Source organism: Bradyrhizobium sp. SZCCT0153 (assembly GCF_018129995.1).
GTDB lineage: Bacteria > Pseudomonadota > Alphaproteobacteria > Rhizobiales > Xanthobacteraceae > Bradyrhizobium > Bradyrhizobium japonicum_G.
Genome location: NZ_JAFCKS010000002.1, coordinates 557,584 through 572,442 on the forward strand (window position 1 = coordinate 557,584; position 14,859 = coordinate 572,442).

Sequence of the window (14,859 nt, forward strand, 5' to 3'; positions counted from 1 at the left end):
CTCACGATGCGTCCGCGAGCGCCTCTTTTGCGTCGGTCTTGATGCGCTCGACCATCGAGCGCAGTCCGTTGGACCGCTGCGGCGTCAGGTGATCGCGGAAGCCGAATTCGTCGAACACGGCAAGGGCGTCCGTCGCGAGAATCTCCTGCGGCGTGCGGCCCGAATAGAGCGCGAGCACGATCGCGACCAGCCCGCGCACGATATGCGCGTCGCTGTCGCCGAGATACTTCAGGATCGGCGCACCATTGCTGCGGTCGACATGCTTGGCGAGCCAGACCTGGCTGACGCAGCCATTCACCTTGTTCTTGGCCGAATGCTCGGCCTCGGGCATCGGTTCCAGCGCGCGGCCAAGCTCGATGACGTACCGGTAGCGGTCGTCCCACTCGTCCAGAATCTCGAAATTATCCCTGATTTCATCGATCGTCGTCATGCTGGCCCGTGTGTTCCCGTTCAGGCCAATATAGGGACGCAAGGCGCCGAAATCGATAGGGTTTGGGCGCTAATTCGCCTCTGCAGGCGCCGGGCCGCGCCATTCCAGCGCGAGATCGTCCTGGGACAGGGTGTCGTGCGGCGCCTCGCCTGCAGCAAGGTCGCCTTCGCCGGCCAGCGCGATCGAGCCGGTGTGGTCGGGCGCCTTCTTGTCGGTCTTCTCGAGCTGCTCTTTCTTGTCGTTGATGATCTGGTAGATTTTCTTCGCGCCGTCCTGCGCGCGCTGGCCGATGATGGTCGCGGCCTGTCCGCCGACCTCGCAGGCCGCGGGCTGGCGCTTGCAGAACTGGGTCATGTCGGAGACGGCCGCGGTCGCAGCCTGCACCGCGTCGGCAGCGCCGATCTGCGGCAGCTTGTCCGATTCGGGCGTCTTGTCCCGCGGCAGGAGCACCAGCACCAGCCCGAGCCAGAATGTGATGCGAAGCAGAAAGCGCATCTTATCGACCTGTATGTTAGATCCCCCGCGGCGATCTCCGCGGATGTCGGACCTAGCAACTCTCGATAAATCCCAACTGATTGCCTTCCGCTTAATTCGCGGAAAATTTACGCAAAAATCTTTCCAAGTCCCGTTCTCGTGAATTTTCGATTGACGCCCTGTGCCCGTGATTCCGCCGGCTCGCATATCCACCAATTCGAAACCATGCGGGGGAAGGTGAAACCCTGTGTTCACCATCCCCGCCGAAGACGTGTTCAAATCGCCTAAAAATCTCCGCGATGACACCGTGTCCAGCCGCGCGCCGCATTGCCTTAGCACTCGTTTAAGGTCGCTCTGACACGGTGGCTCAACGATAAGGAGGCGTTCCGGCGCGTCTTCTCGACGAGTGAGCCGAAGCGCGAGACCCGTGACAGTTTTGAGTATCATCCGCGATTGTCTCGATGCGCTGCTGCATCCTTCCGCGCGTTACGATGCGCTGACGCGAGCGCGCCATCGTGCCTTCATGGCGCCGCGGCTGCTTGGCAGCCTGGCCGCCTTTGCCGCATTCCCGGTCTATCTCGCCATGCGCGGCGCGCCGAGCGCGATCGAGGTGGCCGCCTTCGCCTGGCTGATCGCGCCAATCCTGTTGTCCTGGTTCCTGTCGCGCACCGGCCGCTACGAAGGCGCGCATGTGCTGTCGTCGCTGGCGCTGGCCGGCCTGATCATGGCGGTTGCGGTCACCACCGGCGGCATCGAATCATTCGCAGCGATCTGGCTGGTCGTGGTCCCGCTCGAAGCTGCGCTGTCGGCCTCGCGCCGCGTCGCGGCCTTCGCCTCGCTGCTCGCGCTGTCCTGTGCTGGGATCCTGATCCTCGTCGGCCATCTCGGCTGGCTGCCGGCCGGCGACACCAGCGCCGCGGAACGTGGCGCGCTGATCGCGTTCGGCGTCGCTTCGGCGACGCTCTATTCCGCAGCCCTTGCCTTCGGCGCGGAATCGCTCGCGCGCACCAGCGTTGCGCTGCTGTCGCGTGAAGAGGAGCGCTATCGCCTCCTGGCGCGCAACATGAGCGACGTCATCTCGCGGCATCAGCGCAACGGCGCGGTGCAGTTCATCTCGCCCGCGGTGGAGGCGATGCTCGGCATGCCCGCCACCCAGCTGCTCGGCCATGGTCTGTTCGACCGCGTCCATGTCGCCGACCGTCCGGCGTATCTCACGGCGCTGTCCGATGCCGCGCGCGGCGACGTGCGCAGCGTCGAATTCCGGTTGCGCCGGGAGCCCGTCGGCTCGGAGCGTGGCCAGGTCGATTTCATCTGGGTCGAGATGCGCTGCCGCCCGCTCGATCAGGATATGGGCCGGGATGTCACGTGCGAGGCCGAAGTGGTCGGCGTGATGCGCGACGTCACCGATCGCAAGCTTTCCGAGCAGGCGCTCGATCAGGCGCGCAGCGCCGCGGAGGCGGCGGATGCCGCCAAGACGCGCTTCCTCGCCACCATGAGCCATGAGCTGCGGACACCGCTCAACGCCATCATCGGCTTCTCCGAGATGATCGCGCAGGAGCAGACCTTGATGCTGGGTGCGGCCCAGCGCAAGGAATACGCCCAACTGATCAACGATTCCGGCCAGCATCTGCTCTCGGTCGTCAACGGCATCCTCGACATGTCCAAGATGGAATCGGGCAATTTCGAGATCGCGTCCGAGCCGTTCGCGCCGCGCGCATCGCTGTTGCATTGCTGCAATCTGCTGGCGCTGAAGGCGCGGGAGAACGGCGTCGATCTCGTCACGGACGCGCCGCAGGACCTGCCGGCCATGACCGGAGATCCGCGCGCGTTCAAGCAGATCGTGCTCAACCTCGTCGCCAACGCCATCAAGTTCACCGAGCGCGGCGGCCAGGTCTCAGTGACAGCCGCGGTGACGGGATCGCAGCTCACGTTGCGCATCAGCGACACCGGCGTCGGGATCGCACCCGACGATCTTAAGCGTATCGGTGCGCCGTTCTTCCAGGCCGGCAAGACCTATCAGCGACGGCATGAAGGAACCGGCCTCGGACTTTCGATCGTCAAGAGCCTCGTGGCGTTGCATCTCGGCGAATTGACGGTACAAAGCAGGCTCGGCGAGGGCACTGCCGTCACCGTCAAGCTGCCGCTCGTCTACACGCCGCCGCACGCCAAACCTGCCGATAGAATGCCGGCTGAGAGCAAGATCGCGACCTTGACGCCGGTGCTGCGTCATGAGCCTCACGACAAACTTCAAGACCAAACTCACGACCAACCTGCTCCGGTGAAGAAAAGTGCCTAAGAAGTCTGCCAAGGACGAAGCTGCTCCGCGCCGCCGAGGCGCCAAGGCCGCGGTCATCGATGTCGAGACCGAGCGCAACCTCGTGATGCGCGTGCTGCTGCACAGCCCCAAGGACACGCTGGCCGGCCTCGTCGCCGTCGCCGCCATTGGCGCGATCGTCGCCAATGCGCTGTTCCTGCAGACCGGCCGGCATCCCGCGCCGATGTTCGGCACCGTGATCAATCTTCCAGCGCCCTCGTCCGTGTCGCTGTCGAACCCGTTGCCGCGTCCGCGCCCCGTCGGCGCCGATACCTCGCCGCTCGAGCCGAAAGCGACGGAGTTTCGCGTCGAGCCCAAGCCTGCCGAACGGGCCGCCGAGAAGCCGGTCGAGGCAACCGCATCGGCGCCGCGCTCGGGCAGCGATCCGATGACCAGTCTGGTCAAGGCAACGACCTCGACGCCGCTCTCCGCGATGCGGCCGCCGGCGCCGATTCCGGTGCAGCAGAGCCCCGCCGCGAGGCGTATCGCCGGCGTGCAGCGTGCGCTGTCCGAATACGGCTATGGAAATCTGAAGGTCACGGGCGCGATGAGCGGCGAGACCCAGTCCGCGATCCAGAAATTCGAGCGCGAACACAGGATGCAGGTGACCGGCCAGGTGTCCGACCGCCTGTTGCGCGAGCTCGGCGCCGCGATCGGCCATCCCGTCGAATAGCGGTACTTCAACTGTCATTGATGCGCATCAATTCTGCGCCTCGCGCGCCGGCAAAAGAAGCCGGGTCCATGCTGGTGTGATTTGCCCGGGATCAATGACGGCCGGCGGCTTCGGCCACGATGATCTCTCGTCTTCATCATCGAGGAGGAGAGGTTGTCATGTTCAAGGTCTCGATTCTGGTCTGGATCATGCTTGGAACCACGCTGGCTGGTATCAGCCTGATCGTGGTGCTGATGGTCCCGAGCTTTGCCAGCGACGCCATCAGGAACATCCCGTACGCGGTCGCCGTGGGCTTTGCGCTCGCGATGCCGTTGTCATACCTCGTCGCACGCCAGATCGGCGGTGGACAGCAGCGCGCGCGCAAGGCATGAGAAGCCCGCGCTGAGACTGGCGCGGCGCTTCATGCTGGCCTATCGTCGGACTCATGCGGTTGAAATCGAACATATGGGTCGCAGCCTATCTGCGCCGGTGCCAGACCGAGGGCGTGTACGGCGCGGTGCGTCGTCGCGGGGCCGAGGAGGCGGGAGCGGTGTTCGTGAAGGTGTCGCTGCTCGACGGCAATGCGATGCTCTATGTGCCGGCGCCGCAGACCGTCTATGACGACGGCCGGCCGGTCGACCGCTTCTTCGTGCCGGTTGCGCAGCAGCCGCTGCCTGAGCCCGCGGTCGAGGAACGGCTGACCAAGGAAATACGCTTCGATTCGGATGTCTGGATCGTCGAGACCGAGGACCGCGCCGGGCGACACTTTCTCGAGCTCGCGAAGACCTGATTACCGATCCGACGATCCGCCTGTGCCGGTGCGCACCGCCGGGCTCGAGCCGGGCTGCACGCCGGGCCGCGTCTGGCTCGCGCCCGCGCGCGCGCGCTGGCGCTCGCTGTCATGCAGCGACGGCTGGTACTTTGCCCGCGTGACGGCGAGCGTCGAGCCGCGCCAGGCCGCCAGCATCACCAGCGCCGAGCGATCGCCGAGGCGATCGTAGAGCCGTGACAGCCGGTACACCGCTTCGACCGACATGCCGATCTCCGGCTTGAAGAACAGCAGAATGCGCTGGAAGTTCGGGCTCGGCATGTCGAGAGCGCGCGCGGCGATCGCCAGCGCTTCGCCGCCGGCATCGTCCACGATCTGGGCGGCGACGCGCGAGGGCAGGATCAGGCTGTCGCCGAGTTCGAAGGTGAAATTCTCGACGTCGCCCGCGATCGCCGCCATCTCCAGGATCTGGATCGCGCGCTTGGCGCGCACGGTCGGAATTCGCGGCGCGGCCTTCAGCGGCGTCTGCGCCAGATTGTGCAGGATCAGCGCGCGCTGGGACGCATCGGCGCGGAAGAACATGTCGTGGATTTCGGCGGCGTCACTCGGCTGCATCGCCATGTTCGAGGCCATGCGCTGCTCGGCCTCGGTCGGCGTGCGGACCGGGGAGGGCGCCGGCGGGGCAGCCGGGGTCTCGCGCGCGAGCGGAACCCTGCGGCCTTCCTGGGCTGCGACCAGCCCGAGCTTCTGCAGGATCGGGACGGGCGTCTGAGGATAGATCGCGAGCCGTGCCTTGACGGCCGCGCGTGTCGCATCGTCGACCTGGTCGATCAATCGCGTGGCGAGTTCGACGAATTGCCGCTGTTCGTCCTCGCTGTGGACGCGCGTCTGGACATACAGGTCGGTCAGCACGCGCAGCAGCGTCGGGCGAACATCGACGCCTTCGCGACGGGAGAGGGACATCAGCCCGTCGAATCCGGGAAACAGCGACTTGGTCATTGAGAGATACGCGACCTGGAAAAGATGCTCGCCGCCAGTCTATCGCAGGCTCCTTTAAAGGCTCGTTAAGGAAAACGAGGCGTGAAGCCGGCCCTGCAATTGAAGCCGTTCTCGTGCCGCAACGGGACGGCGGGGCCGGCCCGTGCGGTTACGGTTCCGCCGGCGCGTTTACACCCCGTTAACCATGAACTGATCTTAATGATCCCATGTTGCAGAAGCGCGCTCGGTCGCGCGGCAATTGAAGAGAGCTGACATGGGGACCATCATCGAATTTCCGGCCGGTCGCCGGGTGGGCTCGTCGGGGGACGTGGCTCCGCGCGCGGACATGGGAACGATCTTGATCCTCCCGGTGATCCGCATCGAGCGCGAGAGCGACGAAACCAGCGGCGATCGCGGACCGGAGCAGGGCACAGCGCCGGGGCGTCGTCGCCGTCGCCGCTAGCCTCCGGCTTTGCAATGCCGGAAGACCTTCGCCAGATCCGCGCCGTCGCAACGGCCATCCTGCTCGCAGCTTTGGGCGCGATGCTCGCCGCCTGCAGCGGCGGTGATTTCGGCCGCACCCGCGAGAGCATGCGCAGCGACGACATGCATCGCTGGCTGGGGGCCGAGGTCACCGGCAGCGTCGGCCTGAGGCCGTCCCAATTCCAGCTCACCGACGCCGAGCGCCAGCTTCGCGACCTCGCCTATCCCATGATCGAGCCGCCGCTGTCGCGCCCGGCCTGGAAGAGCGTGTTCGGCGACTACAAGGCGCTGCCGTCACCCTGGCAGCAGAAGATCGTGTTCGACCGCACCATGTACGGACGCACGCTGATCGACGAGCCGCACCGCTCGCATTCCTCGCGCTATGCGCAGCTGATCGAGGACGTGCGCAACGACATCACCCGCTTCGAGCCGTTCTTCGCCTCCGCGATCCACGTCATCGATCTCGACAAGAAGCGCAATGCCAGCATGGCGCGCGTCTCCGAGCTCTCGCCGAGGGAGAGGGAGGATGCGGTCGCGCGCATGCAGGAGAATTCGCTGATCATCCAGTGGGTCCAGCAATGCCTCGAGCAGCGCGTCGCGTCCTATCGCTGGGCGCTGGAACGCCTGGTGATCCAGGCGCCCGACGGCATGGCCGCCGATGCCGACCGCCTGATCGGCGAACTCGCCGCCCAGACCGCCAACCCGCCGGTCGCGGCGCAGCCGCCCTACGGCCGCGCGGTCGTCGTGAAGGGCTGATCGGGGCGCGTCCGCCGGGGCGGAGGTCCGGCGCGCTACCGCTTTGGCATGGTCCGGTCCAGGAATTCAAAAAGCCGGCGCCGGGAGTCTTCGGTCAGATCTTGTCGGAACCGATATTCGACGCGATGGCCGCGGACGTCGATCTTGCTCGTTCCGTCCAGCCGTTGGCAATCCCAGCAATGCGTCGCGTCGGGATAGAGGTGCCACTCCGCGGGCACACCGCTTCCCTTGATCGCTTCCAGCTTGTCGATACAGTCCGATGCGGGCGTCTCGGTGTCGGCGCCCCCCATCAGGACGAGAAGCGGATTCGAAATATCCGTATTGACCAGGTCGAACGGCGGCCGTCCCTTCGGCGTGATGCGGAAGCAGCCGGGATAGACACTTGCAACCGCCGCAAACCCCGAGTCGATTTTCAACGCGCTGACGTAGTGCGGGCTCGCGGCCAGCAAACTTACCATGGCTCCCCAGGAGAAGCCGGCGAGAGCGATGCGCTTCTTGTCGACGTAGGACTGCTGGCGGAGACGTTCCGCGGCTTGCAGCGCATCCCTAACGCCCCGGAAAAAATTCACGCCGTTTCTTGGACCGAAACAGACGCTCTGGACGTTCCGTGGCCCGAGGCTGTCGACCAGCAGGACAACGTAGCCGTGTGAAATTGCCGCGCGGGCCCACGCAGCGACGGGCCCGTGCAGTCCACTACACTGGTGCATGAGAACGATGGCCGGGAACGGGCCTGGTCCGGTTGGCTTCAGCAGCGCCATCCGGGGCGATGCGAGTTGTTCGACGGATTCAGCGGTGTCGGGAAGGACCAGATCCGGTGCGATTGTCGCTCCGCGATAGATGGTCTCGGCCTCCCAGACCGCGGGCTGCCACGCGGGACCGTCCTGACCGTCCTGGGCGCTGACCCCGCCGGCGCACCAGCCCGCAACCAATCCTGCAACCAGCCCGATCCGCCTGCGCCAGTTCAGCCAGCCCGCGCGCCTTGGGAACTCGCTTTTGCTGCAACCGCTAACCCTTTTGAGCATATCCCCGGACCGCACTGATTGGCGCTTGTTCTCCACATCCATGAGGATAGGATTATTTCGTTGTATCAGGTCATTTTTCGCAAAAGGTCTTTCAAGATGAGCTTAGAGACCAGGAATCCGTTTGAAAGCCGTCTGGATTTCAACCTGCCGCGGAAGCTGCTGCCATTTGCCATTTTGCTGGGGCTGACCGGTCCGGCCGCCGCGCTGACCAAGGAGGCGGCGCTCGAAAATTGCCGGATGACGGTCGGCAAGCCGATCGTGCAGGCGTGCATGCAGGCGCAGGGAGGCCGCAAAGCCGGTGCCGACATCGAGGGGTGCCGCGCCAAGGCGTCTCCTCAGGTCAGGGCTTGCGTGCTCGCCGCACTCAACGCTGCAAACGGCCGTGCCAACGTCGCCGTCGAGCTTCCGAAGGAGGTCGCGCCCAAGCTCGATCCGGGGGCCGCTTTGCCGAAGGGCTTCGTCGCGCCGCCTCGCAGCATCGCCGACATCACCGCGGTCCTGGATGGTGAAAAACCTGACGAGAAGATGCTTGCTGAATTGCGATCGGACGCCGACGCCGCGCCCACGGGGAAGGAATCGCGCCAGGACCTCGCACAATTCTATTTCGATCGGGCCAATGCGCGCGCACAACTCGGCCGGCTCGCCGAATCCATCGCCGATGCAGACAAGGCCGTTGACGTGGGGCGCGGGCTCGTCGGGGCGAACATGCTCGGTCGGATGATGCAACTCCAGTCGCTGCAGCACTCCCTTGCGGGCGATCCGAAGCGTTCTCTCGAGATCATGCAAAGACTTCTGCGCGAATCGGCCAGCATGCCAGGCGCCAAGGGATTGCAGTTCAATACCAACCGTGGGATTGCGTCCGTTCTCATTCAGATGGGCGATGTGGCGCAGGCCGAAGCGTATATGCGCCGCAGCCTGACCGCGATTCAGGAAGCGCGCACCAGCGGCCTTCCCGGCTGGCGAGCCTCCTATGCCAAGTTCGGCCAGAGTTGGGAAGGTGAGCTGGAGATGTCCCGCGCCCAGATCTTCGAGGCGCGCGGCCAGTTTGCCGAAGCCGAGGCAGCCTATCGCACCGCGGAGATTCGCAAGCGGTCGAGCACGAAGGCCATCATGGATGCGGACAGTCCGCCCGCGGAAACTATTCTGCTGCAAGCTATCGACGGCATCGTGCTGAATCAGGCACGCATGAAGGCCCGACAGGGCAGGCTGGCCGAAGCCGAGGTCGACGCCCGCCGTGCGCTGCTGTCGCGCTTGAAGGACACCGGCAAGTACAATCCCGTCACGCCGCGCTTCGTGATCGGGTTGGCCAGCATTCTGGTCGATCAGGGCCGTTACGACGAAGCCGAGAAGCTGGGCCGTGTCGCCCTAGAGATCAACAAGACGGTAGGCGTGCCGGAGGACTCGCAGGCGACGGTGCAATTGTTCTCGCAGCTTGCCGGCATTCTGACGATCCAGCGCAAGACTGCCGAGGCGAACGACATGTTTGCGAGGATCGACAAGGCGATCGCCAATTGGGAGCCGCAGCGCCGCCAGGTCTTCGAGCTCAATCCGTCCCGGATCATGTCGCTCTACGGCGCTGGTCAATTGGACGCCGGGATCGCTGCCGCCGAGCAATTGGTGAAGAAGCAGATCGCTCGGGTCGGCGAAAACCATTTCGACGCCGCCTCGGCGCGCGGCACCCTGGCGGTCGGCCTGATGCGCGCGCGGCGCGACGCCGACGCGATCCGGGAATTCAAGGCGGCCATTCCGGTCATGATGGCGAACGCCAACGAAAACGCCGACGACGAGAACACGAGTGTGGTGGCGGCACGCAGCCAGCGGCTGCAGTCGATCGTCGAGAGCTACCTCCTGCTGCTCGCGAGGGCCGAGGGCAACGGCATTGGCGAGGAGACCTTCAGTCTCGCCGATGCCGTTCGTGGTCGTTCGGTGCAGCAGGCGCTCGCGGCCTCCAGTGCTCGCGCAGCAGCAAAGGATCCCGCGCTCGCCGAGCTCGTCCGCAAGGAGCAGGACCTCACCAAACAGGTCAACGCCCAGCTCGGCACACTCAACAACGTGCTCGCGCTTCCCTCGGCGGAACGCGACGACAAGGGAGTTCAGCAGATCCAGGCGTCGATCGCGGCCTTGCGCGGCGAACGCGACAAGGCGCGCCAGCAGATCAAGCAGAAGTTTCCCACCTACGCCGATCTCGTCTCGCCCCGGCCGCCGAGCGTCGCCGAGATTCGCGCGACGCTTGCCGACAATGAGGCGATGCTGTCCTTCTATTTTGGCCATAACGGCAGCTTCGTCTGGGCCGTGCCGAAGTCGGGCCCGGTGGCTTTCGCCGCGGTCAAGGCGGGTATCGGCGACATCGAGACGAAGATTCGCAAGCTGCGGGAGGCGCTCGAGCCGCAGGCCGCGATGATCTCGGATATTCCGCCCTTCGATCTCAAGCTCGGCTACGAGCTCTATGAGCTGCTGCTGAAGCCCGTCGAGAGCGGATGGAAACCGGCCAACAATCTCATCGTGGTCACCAATGGCGCCCTGGGCCTGTTGCCGCTCTCGCTGCTGCCGACCGCACCGGCCGAAGTTGCTCAGGACGAGGATCCGCTGTTCGTCGGCTACCGCAATGTGCCCTGGCTGGCCCGCACCCATGCCGTGTCGACGGTGCCGTCGGCTGCAGCCTTGCGCACGCTGCGACAATTGCCCCCTGGCAAGCCCGGCAGGGGAGACCTGGTGGCATTCGGCGATCCCTATTTCAACAAGGATCAGCAGGCCGAGGCTGAGGCCGAAGGCGATCAGGCCAAGGTTCTGGTCGCCGACGCCGCCGGCAACGTGACGCGCGGCGGGCCGCTCAAGCGGCGCAACAGTCCCAAGCTGGAGGGTGTCGACAGTGCCGAACTCGGTCTGCTGCCCCGGCTTCCCGACACGGCCGATGAGCTGAAGTCGATCGCGCTGGCCTTGCAGGCGGATCCTTCAAAGGTGTTGTTCCTCGGCAAGAGTGCGACCGAGAGCGTCGTCAAGACGATGGACCTCTCCGGCTTCAGGATTCTGGCCTTCGCCACCCACGGTCTGGTCCCGGGCGAGCTCAATGGATTGACACAGCCGGCGCTGGCCTTGTCGTCCCCGACGGTGACTGGAGAGGGCGGTGACGGCCTCCTGACCATGGAGGAGATTCTCGGCCTCAAGCTCGATGCCGACTGGGTGATCCTGTCGGCCTGCAACACGGGTGCAGGTGCAGGTGCCGGCGCCGAGGCGGCGTCGGGGCTCGGCCGCGCGTTCTTCTACGCCGGAACGCGCGCCTTGCTGGTCACGAACTGGTCGGTGCATTCGCAATCGGCACGGCAACTGGTGACCGACCTGTTCAAGCGGCAGGCGGATGATCCCAAGCTGTCGCGGAGCCAGGCGCTGCGCGAGGCGATGATGGCCCTTGTCGACGGACCCGGCTATCTCAACAGCGAAGGCAAGACCGAGTTTGCCTATGCGCATCCGCTGTTCTGGGCGCCGTACACGATCATCGGCGATGGCGGCGTACGTTGATCGCAGGTGAAGGCAGGCAAGGGCATGGGTGAATTCACAATGAAGCGTCACATTCTGCTTGGGTTTATTGGTGCGGGTCTGTTGCTTTCGGGCGCATCGCGAGCGACACCTCTCATCACGGAAGAGGAAGCCAAATTGCCGCCGCCAAAGGGTGCGATCGCGGCGGACCGGCGCGGTATCATGCGCGGTCCAAAGGTGGAGTTCGTCTCGCCGGGCGACGCCGTCAACTCGCCCATGCGGCTCGTATTGAAATTCGAGTCGTATGGCGGGGCAAAGATTGATCCGGAGTCGGTGAAGGTGATCTTTCTGCGGACGCCGAATGTCGATCTCACCTCGCGGGTGAAGCCGTTTGTCCAGTCCGACGGCATCAACATGCAGGACGCGGAGTTGCCGCCGGGCGAATACACGGTTCGGGTCGACATCAAGGATAGCGATGGCAGGCCGGGCACGACCATCTTCACCCTGAAGGTCGCGCCCAAGTGATATGTCCGTACTGCCAATCCGTGAATGCGGATGGTGTGCTGGTTTGCACGTCCTGCTCGCGCGACATCGCTGTCCCCGCGACGCTGATCGCGGAGCGGGATGATCTCCTGCGCAAGCGCGATGAGCTGCGCGACGAGCTGAAGCGGGCCAGGGGCGAGATCGAGGCCATCATGCTGCGCCGGAAGTCGCGCTGACGATGGAATGTCCGTTCTGCGCCGAGACGATCAAGGACGAAGCGATCGCGTGCAAGCACTGCTCGCGGGATTTGCGCGTCGTGCGGCCAACGCTTCTCGAGATCGACGACATCGTTTCCGAACTGGACAAGCTCAGGCGCGATCTGGACCGCGTCAATGTCCGCCTTGAGCGATACAACAATCCGCTGCGCTATTTCGGAACGCATGCGCTGCTCTACGTCGTGATTCCGGCGGCGCTGCTGACCGTGGCACATGTCCTCGTGACCATCGCCTTCAACCTGTCTCCGATTCCGCTTCGGATTGCATCGATCGTCATCCCGCTGCTGTTCGGATTCGTCGCCTATCCCCTGCACAGGGTTTCGGCGATGGGGGCGTTTCTGCTGGCGGTCCTGGCCGCGAGCGTCAGCATCCTGGCGATGCTGACGGTCACTGGAATCCACGATCGCGTCCCGATCCTGCCGACGGTGTGGATTGAATGGCGGGAAGTGTTCGAATACGGGGTGAGCATCATGCTGGCCTTCGTCTCCGGAAACATCCTGGGCGTCTTGATCTTCCAGGTGCTGCCGCGTGTGCTTGCCCAGGGAGGCAAGCCGAACGCGTTCGCCTTCAGGATGGCGCGCTTGCTCGGACAGCATGTCGGTGAAGAACAGTTGCGTCGCAGGGCTCGATTGATCCAGGACCTCATGCAAACCGTGGGGCCGCTGGCCGGCATCGCCGCGACGGCCGTCGGCTCGATCTACGCCGGCTTGAAGGGCTTGCTGGGATAGCTGGCCGAGCGGTTCAGCGCCGTCGCCCGCTCCGGTCGGGTTTGCGCCGCTGCTTCTGCAGTTTTGCGACAAGATCCTTCAGCGCGTCCGCCAGCGCAGCTATCGCGTTTCGACCACCTCGCCGTCCTCCTTCACGAAGCGGCCGACGGGGTTGTCCAGGAGGTCGACCACCGCTTCCGAGGGCCGGCACAATCGCGTGCCCTTTGGCGTCACGACGATCGGACGGTTGATCAGGATGGGATGCGCGAGCATCTGATCGATCAGCTCGTCGTCGGACCATTTGGTGTCGTCGAGGCCGAGGTCGCGATAGGGCGTGCCTTTCTCCCGCAGCAGCGCGCGAGCGGACATGCCCATGGCCTTGACGAGCCCGACCAGTGTTTCGCGGGATGGCGGCGTCTTCAAATATTCGATGACGACAGGCTCGACGCCGCTCTGCCGGATCATCGCCAGCGTGTTGCGCGAGGTGCCGCAGTCGGGGTTGTGATAGATCGTGACGCTCATCGGGTCGTCTCCGCGATTGGGATGGGGCCTCGCGCCTCGGGCCGTCCGAGCAGCCAGTTCATCAGCAGCATGCCGGCAAGGGCTCCGCAGAGCTCCGCGAGGATGAATCCGGGCAGGTCGGCGGGACGTATGCCCGAGAACGTGTTTGTCAGCGACCTTGCGATCGCCACCGCCGGATTGGCAAACGAGGTCGAGGCCGTGAACCAGTACGCCGCCGTGATGTACAGGCCGACCAGCCAGGGGACGGCAGTGCGCTGGAAACGGATGCCGGCCAGGATCGTTGCGACGAGGCCGAAGGCGGCGACGGCTTCGGCGAACCATTGCGGCCCTCCGGTTCGCACCTTCGTCGAGAGGTCGATCAGCGGGAGTCCGAACATCAGATGCGCTGCCATCGTTCCCGCAATGCCGCCGGCGATCTGCGCGGCCACGTAAAGTCCGGCCTCGTTCACCGGCAGTTCGCGCTTGCCGGTAAAGACCAGCGTGACCGCCGGATTGAAGTGCGCGCCGGAGATCGGTCCGAGCACGGTGATCAGGACGACCAGAATGGCGCCGGTCGGCAACGTATTGCACAGAAGCGCCAGAGCGGCGTCCTTGGTCAGCGTCTCGGCCATGATGCCCGATCCGACCACCGTGGCGACGAGAATGGCCGTGCCCAGCGCTTCAGCCGCGAGGCGGCGCGGAAGATCGAACTGGTCAGGCACGGCTTTTCTCCTTTCGTTTTGGCGAGCAGCAGGCTTGAAGGCTATCGACGACCGGCTCGCAAACTTCCGGCCGCCCGCCGCAGCAATCCCGCAGCAGGAAGACCGCGACGTCCCGGAATTCGGAAAGGTTGGCGCGGTAGACGATCGAGCGGCTGCGGCGCTCGGAGCTGACGAGGCGCGCGCGTGTCAGGATCGACAGATGGGCCGACAGCGTGTTCGGAGGGACTTCCAGCAGGCGGGCGAGGTCGCCGGCCGCAAGGCCGTCGGGCTCGTGCCTGACGAGCGTCCGGAACGCCTCCAGGCGGGTCGACTGGGAGAGGGCGGCGAGCGCGAGAACGGCTTCTTCAGTTTCCATATATCCAGATTTATGGAAATATTGGATTTCCGTCAACCGAATCCGGAGCGCCTTCTCGGTTCATATTTCGAATATTCTAGAAGTACAGTTGACGGCGCAGACGGTCGGACGCAATATGGAGCGATGAAGATCGCTGACGCAGCCGCACGTCTGGAAGCCTTGGGCAATCAAACCCGGCTCCAGATCTATCGCGCCCTGGTCCGGGCAGGGCACTCGGGCATGCCCGTGGGCCGTTTACAGGAGAAGCTGAAGATCCCGGCGTCGACGCTGTCGCATCACATCAAGACGCTGGTCTCGGTCGGGCTTGTCAGTCAAGTCCGGGAATCGACGACCCTGGTCTGTCACGCGAACTTCGATGCGATGCGGGGGCTGGTCGATTTTCTGGCGGCGGAGTGCTGCGCAGACGAAGTCGGATGCAGGAATGCGCAGACGGCGGCGTGATCCTTCTCGGCCGATTTATTCGA

18 protein-coding genes are annotated in these 14,859 nt (G+C 64.8%); 11 read left to right on the forward strand and 7 right to left on the reverse strand.

What is annotated here, in order from left to right:
* Nucleotide 1: 1 nt before the first annotated feature.
* Both JQ572_RS10375 and JQ572_RS10380 read right to left on the reverse strand, forming a co-directional pair.
* Nucleotides 2–430, reverse strand: coding sequence for a SufE family protein (locus tag JQ572_RS10375; protein WP_211382906.1), 429 nt, complete (start codon nt 428–430; stop codon nt 2–4).
* Nucleotides 431–499: 69 nt separating this feature from the next.
* A complete protein-coding gene (locus JQ572_RS10380) occupies nt 500–925 on the reverse strand; it encodes a DUF5330 domain-containing protein (RefSeq protein WP_211382907.1) in 426 nt (141 codons plus the stop codon).
* Between the two features lie 406 nt (nt 926–1,331).
* On the opposite strand from JQ572_RS10380, the gene JQ572_RS10385 reads away from it, so the two are divergent.
* The 4 genes from JQ572_RS10385 to JQ572_RS10400 all read left to right on the forward strand — a co-directional run bounded on the left by JQ572_RS10385 (nt 1,332) and on the right by JQ572_RS10400 (nt 4,660).
* Nucleotides 1,332–3,200 (forward strand): PAS domain-containing sensor histidine kinase, encoded by a 1,869-nt coding sequence (locus tag JQ572_RS10385; protein WP_211382908.1) that lies wholly within the window; start codon nt 1,332–1,334, stop codon nt 3,198–3,200.
* Complete coding sequence (locus JQ572_RS10390) at nt 3,193–3,891, forward strand: peptidoglycan-binding domain-containing protein (RefSeq protein WP_211382909.1); 699 nt, start codon at nt 3,193–3,195, stop codon at nt 3,889–3,891. The genes JQ572_RS10385 and JQ572_RS10390 overlap by 8 nt, the downstream gene beginning before the upstream one ends.
* Before the next feature lie 158 nt (nt 3,892–4,049).
* Nucleotides 4,050–4,262 carry a hypothetical protein gene (locus tag JQ572_RS10395; protein ID WP_211382910.1) on the forward strand — a complete coding sequence of 71 codons (213 nt, stop codon included), beginning with the start codon at nt 4,050–4,052 and terminating at the stop codon, nt 4,260–4,262.
* Nucleotides 4,263–4,315: 53 nt separating this feature from the next.
* Nucleotides 4,316–4,660 carry a DUF1491 family protein gene (locus tag JQ572_RS10400; protein WP_211382911.1) on the forward strand — a complete coding sequence of 115 codons (345 nt, stop codon included), beginning with the start codon at nt 4,316–4,318 and terminating at the stop codon, nt 4,658–4,660.
* On the opposite strand, the gene JQ572_RS10405 is transcribed toward JQ572_RS10400, so the two are convergent.
* Nucleotides 4,661–5,638 carry a DUF2336 domain-containing protein gene (locus JQ572_RS10405; RefSeq protein WP_211382912.1) on the reverse strand — a complete coding sequence of 326 codons (978 nt, stop codon included), beginning with the start codon at nt 5,636–5,638 and terminating at the stop codon, nt 4,661–4,663. It lies immediately after the preceding gene.
* A gap of 253 nt (nt 5,639–5,891) precedes the next feature.
* Between JQ572_RS10405 and JQ572_RS10410 the strand changes: the two genes are divergently transcribed.
* Nucleotides 5,892–6,080 (forward strand): hypothetical protein, encoded by a 189-nt coding sequence (locus JQ572_RS10410; protein ID WP_211382913.1) that lies wholly within the window; start codon nt 5,892–5,894, stop codon nt 6,078–6,080.
* A 14-nt stretch (nt 6,081–6,094) separates the two neighbouring features.
* On the forward strand, nt 6,095–6,856 hold the full coding sequence (locus JQ572_RS10415) for a hypothetical protein (protein ID WP_211382914.1): 762 nt from the start codon (nt 6,095–6,097) through the stop codon (nt 6,854–6,856).
* Nucleotides 6,857–6,891: 35 nt separating this feature from the next.
* Here the strand turns inward: JQ572_RS10415 and JQ572_RS10420 are convergent, their stop codons facing one another.
* Nucleotides 6,892–7,920 carry a dienelactone hydrolase family protein gene (locus JQ572_RS10420; protein ID WP_249128945.1) on the reverse strand — a complete coding sequence of 343 codons (1,029 nt, stop codon included), beginning with the start codon at nt 7,918–7,920 and terminating at the stop codon, nt 6,892–6,894.
* A gap of 54 nt (nt 7,921–7,974) precedes the next feature.
* Here JQ572_RS10420 and JQ572_RS10425 point away from each other — a divergent pair, with 54 nt between their 5' ends.
* Genes JQ572_RS10425 through JQ572_RS10440 form a run of 4 tightly spaced genes read left to right on the forward strand, consistent with a single transcriptional unit; the run spans nt 7,975 to nt 12,838 of the window.
* Nucleotides 7,975–11,394 carry a CHAT domain-containing protein gene (locus tag JQ572_RS10425; protein WP_211382915.1) on the forward strand — a complete coding sequence of 1,140 codons (3,420 nt, stop codon included), beginning with the start codon at nt 7,975–7,977 and terminating at the stop codon, nt 11,392–11,394.
* A 6-nt stretch (nt 11,395–11,400) separates the two neighbouring features.
* Nucleotides 11,401–11,877, forward strand: coding sequence for a hypothetical protein (locus tag JQ572_RS10430; protein WP_349643090.1), 477 nt, complete (start codon nt 11,401–11,403; stop codon nt 11,875–11,877).
* A 35-nt stretch (nt 11,878–11,912) separates the two neighbouring features.
* Nucleotides 11,913–12,071 carry a hypothetical protein gene (locus JQ572_RS10435; RefSeq protein ID WP_249128946.1) on the forward strand — a complete coding sequence of 53 codons (159 nt, stop codon included), beginning with the start codon at nt 11,913–11,915 and terminating at the stop codon, nt 12,069–12,071.
* A 2-nt stretch (nt 12,072–12,073) separates the two neighbouring features.
* Complete coding sequence (locus tag JQ572_RS10440) at nt 12,074–12,838, forward strand: hypothetical protein (RefSeq protein WP_211382917.1); 765 nt, start codon at nt 12,074–12,076, stop codon at nt 12,836–12,838.
* Between the two features lie 99 nt (nt 12,839–12,937).
* Here the strand turns inward: JQ572_RS10440 and arsC are convergent, their stop codons facing one another.
* From arsC to JQ572_RS10455, 3 genes are read right to left on the reverse strand one after another with little or no spacing between them, the layout of a single operon-like run.
* Nucleotides 12,938–13,339 carry an arsenate reductase (glutaredoxin) gene (arsC, locus tag JQ572_RS10445; protein WP_211382918.1) on the reverse strand — a complete coding sequence of 134 codons (402 nt, stop codon included), beginning with the start codon at nt 13,337–13,339 and terminating at the stop codon, nt 12,938–12,940.
* Nucleotides 13,336–14,040: an aquaporin gene (locus JQ572_RS10450; RefSeq protein WP_211382919.1), complete on the reverse strand. Its 705-nt coding sequence runs from the start codon at nt 14,038–14,040 to the stop codon at nt 13,336–13,338. Before JQ572_RS10450 ends, arsC begins: the two co-directional genes overlap by 4 nt.
* Nucleotides 14,033–14,395, reverse strand: coding sequence for an ArsR/SmtB family transcription factor (locus JQ572_RS10455; protein WP_211382920.1), 363 nt, complete (start codon nt 14,393–14,395; stop codon nt 14,033–14,035). Before JQ572_RS10455 ends, JQ572_RS10450 begins: the two co-directional genes overlap by 8 nt.
* Nucleotides 14,396–14,518: 123 nt before the next feature.
* Between JQ572_RS10455 and JQ572_RS10460 the strand changes: the two genes are divergently transcribed.
* Entirely contained in the window at nt 14,519–14,836 is a 318-nt protein-coding gene (locus tag JQ572_RS10460; RefSeq protein ID WP_211382921.1) for an ArsR/SmtB family transcription factor, read from the forward strand.
* Nucleotides 14,837–14,859 lie beyond the last annotated feature (23 nt).

What these genes read in the sequence shown, in the direction of transcription:
- JQ572_RS10375 (WP_211382906.1), bottom strand. Translation starts at nt 430, where the DNA reads ATGACGACGATCGATGAAATCAGGGATAATTTCGAGATTCTGGACGAG.
- JQ572_RS10380 (WP_211382907.1), bottom strand. Translation starts at nt 925, where the DNA reads ATGCGCTTTCTGCTTCGCATCACATTCTGGCTCGGGCTGGTGCTGGTG.
- JQ572_RS10395 (WP_211382910.1), top strand. Translation starts at nt 4,050, where the DNA reads ATGTTCAAGGTCTCGATTCTGGTCTGGATCATGCTTGGAACCACGCTG.
- JQ572_RS10400 (WP_211382911.1), top strand. Translation starts at nt 4,316, where the DNA reads ATGCGGTTGAAATCGAACATATGGGTCGCAGCCTATCTGCGCCGGTGC.
- JQ572_RS10405 (WP_211382912.1), bottom strand. Translation starts at nt 5,638, where the DNA reads ATGACCAAGTCGCTGTTTCCCGGATTCGACGGGCTGATGTCCCTCTCC.
- JQ572_RS10410 (WP_211382913.1), top strand. Translation starts at nt 5,892, where the DNA reads ATGGGGACCATCATCGAATTTCCGGCCGGTCGCCGGGTGGGCTCGTCG.
- JQ572_RS10415 (WP_211382914.1), top strand. Translation starts at nt 6,095, where the DNA reads ATGCCGGAAGACCTTCGCCAGATCCGCGCCGTCGCAACGGCCATCCTG.
- JQ572_RS10420 (WP_249128945.1), bottom strand. Translation starts at nt 7,920, where the DNA reads ATGGATGTGGAGAACAAGCGCCAATCAGTGCGGTCCGGGGATATGCTC.
- JQ572_RS10425 (WP_211382915.1), top strand. Translation starts at nt 7,975, where the DNA reads ATGAGCTTAGAGACCAGGAATCCGTTTGAAAGCCGTCTGGATTTCAAC.
- JQ572_RS10440 (WP_211382917.1), top strand. Translation starts at nt 12,074, where the DNA reads ATGGAATGTCCGTTCTGCGCCGAGACGATCAAGGACGAAGCGATCGCG.
- arsC (WP_211382918.1), bottom strand. Translation starts at nt 13,339, where the DNA reads ATGAGCGTCACGATCTATCACAACCCCGACTGCGGCACCTCGCGCAAC.
- JQ572_RS10455 (WP_211382920.1), bottom strand. Translation starts at nt 14,395, where the DNA reads ATGGAAACTGAAGAAGCCGTTCTCGCGCTCGCCGCCCTCTCCCAGTCG.
- JQ572_RS10460 (WP_211382921.1), top strand. Translation starts at nt 14,519, where the DNA reads ATGAAGATCGCTGACGCAGCCGCACGTCTGGAAGCCTTGGGCAATCAA.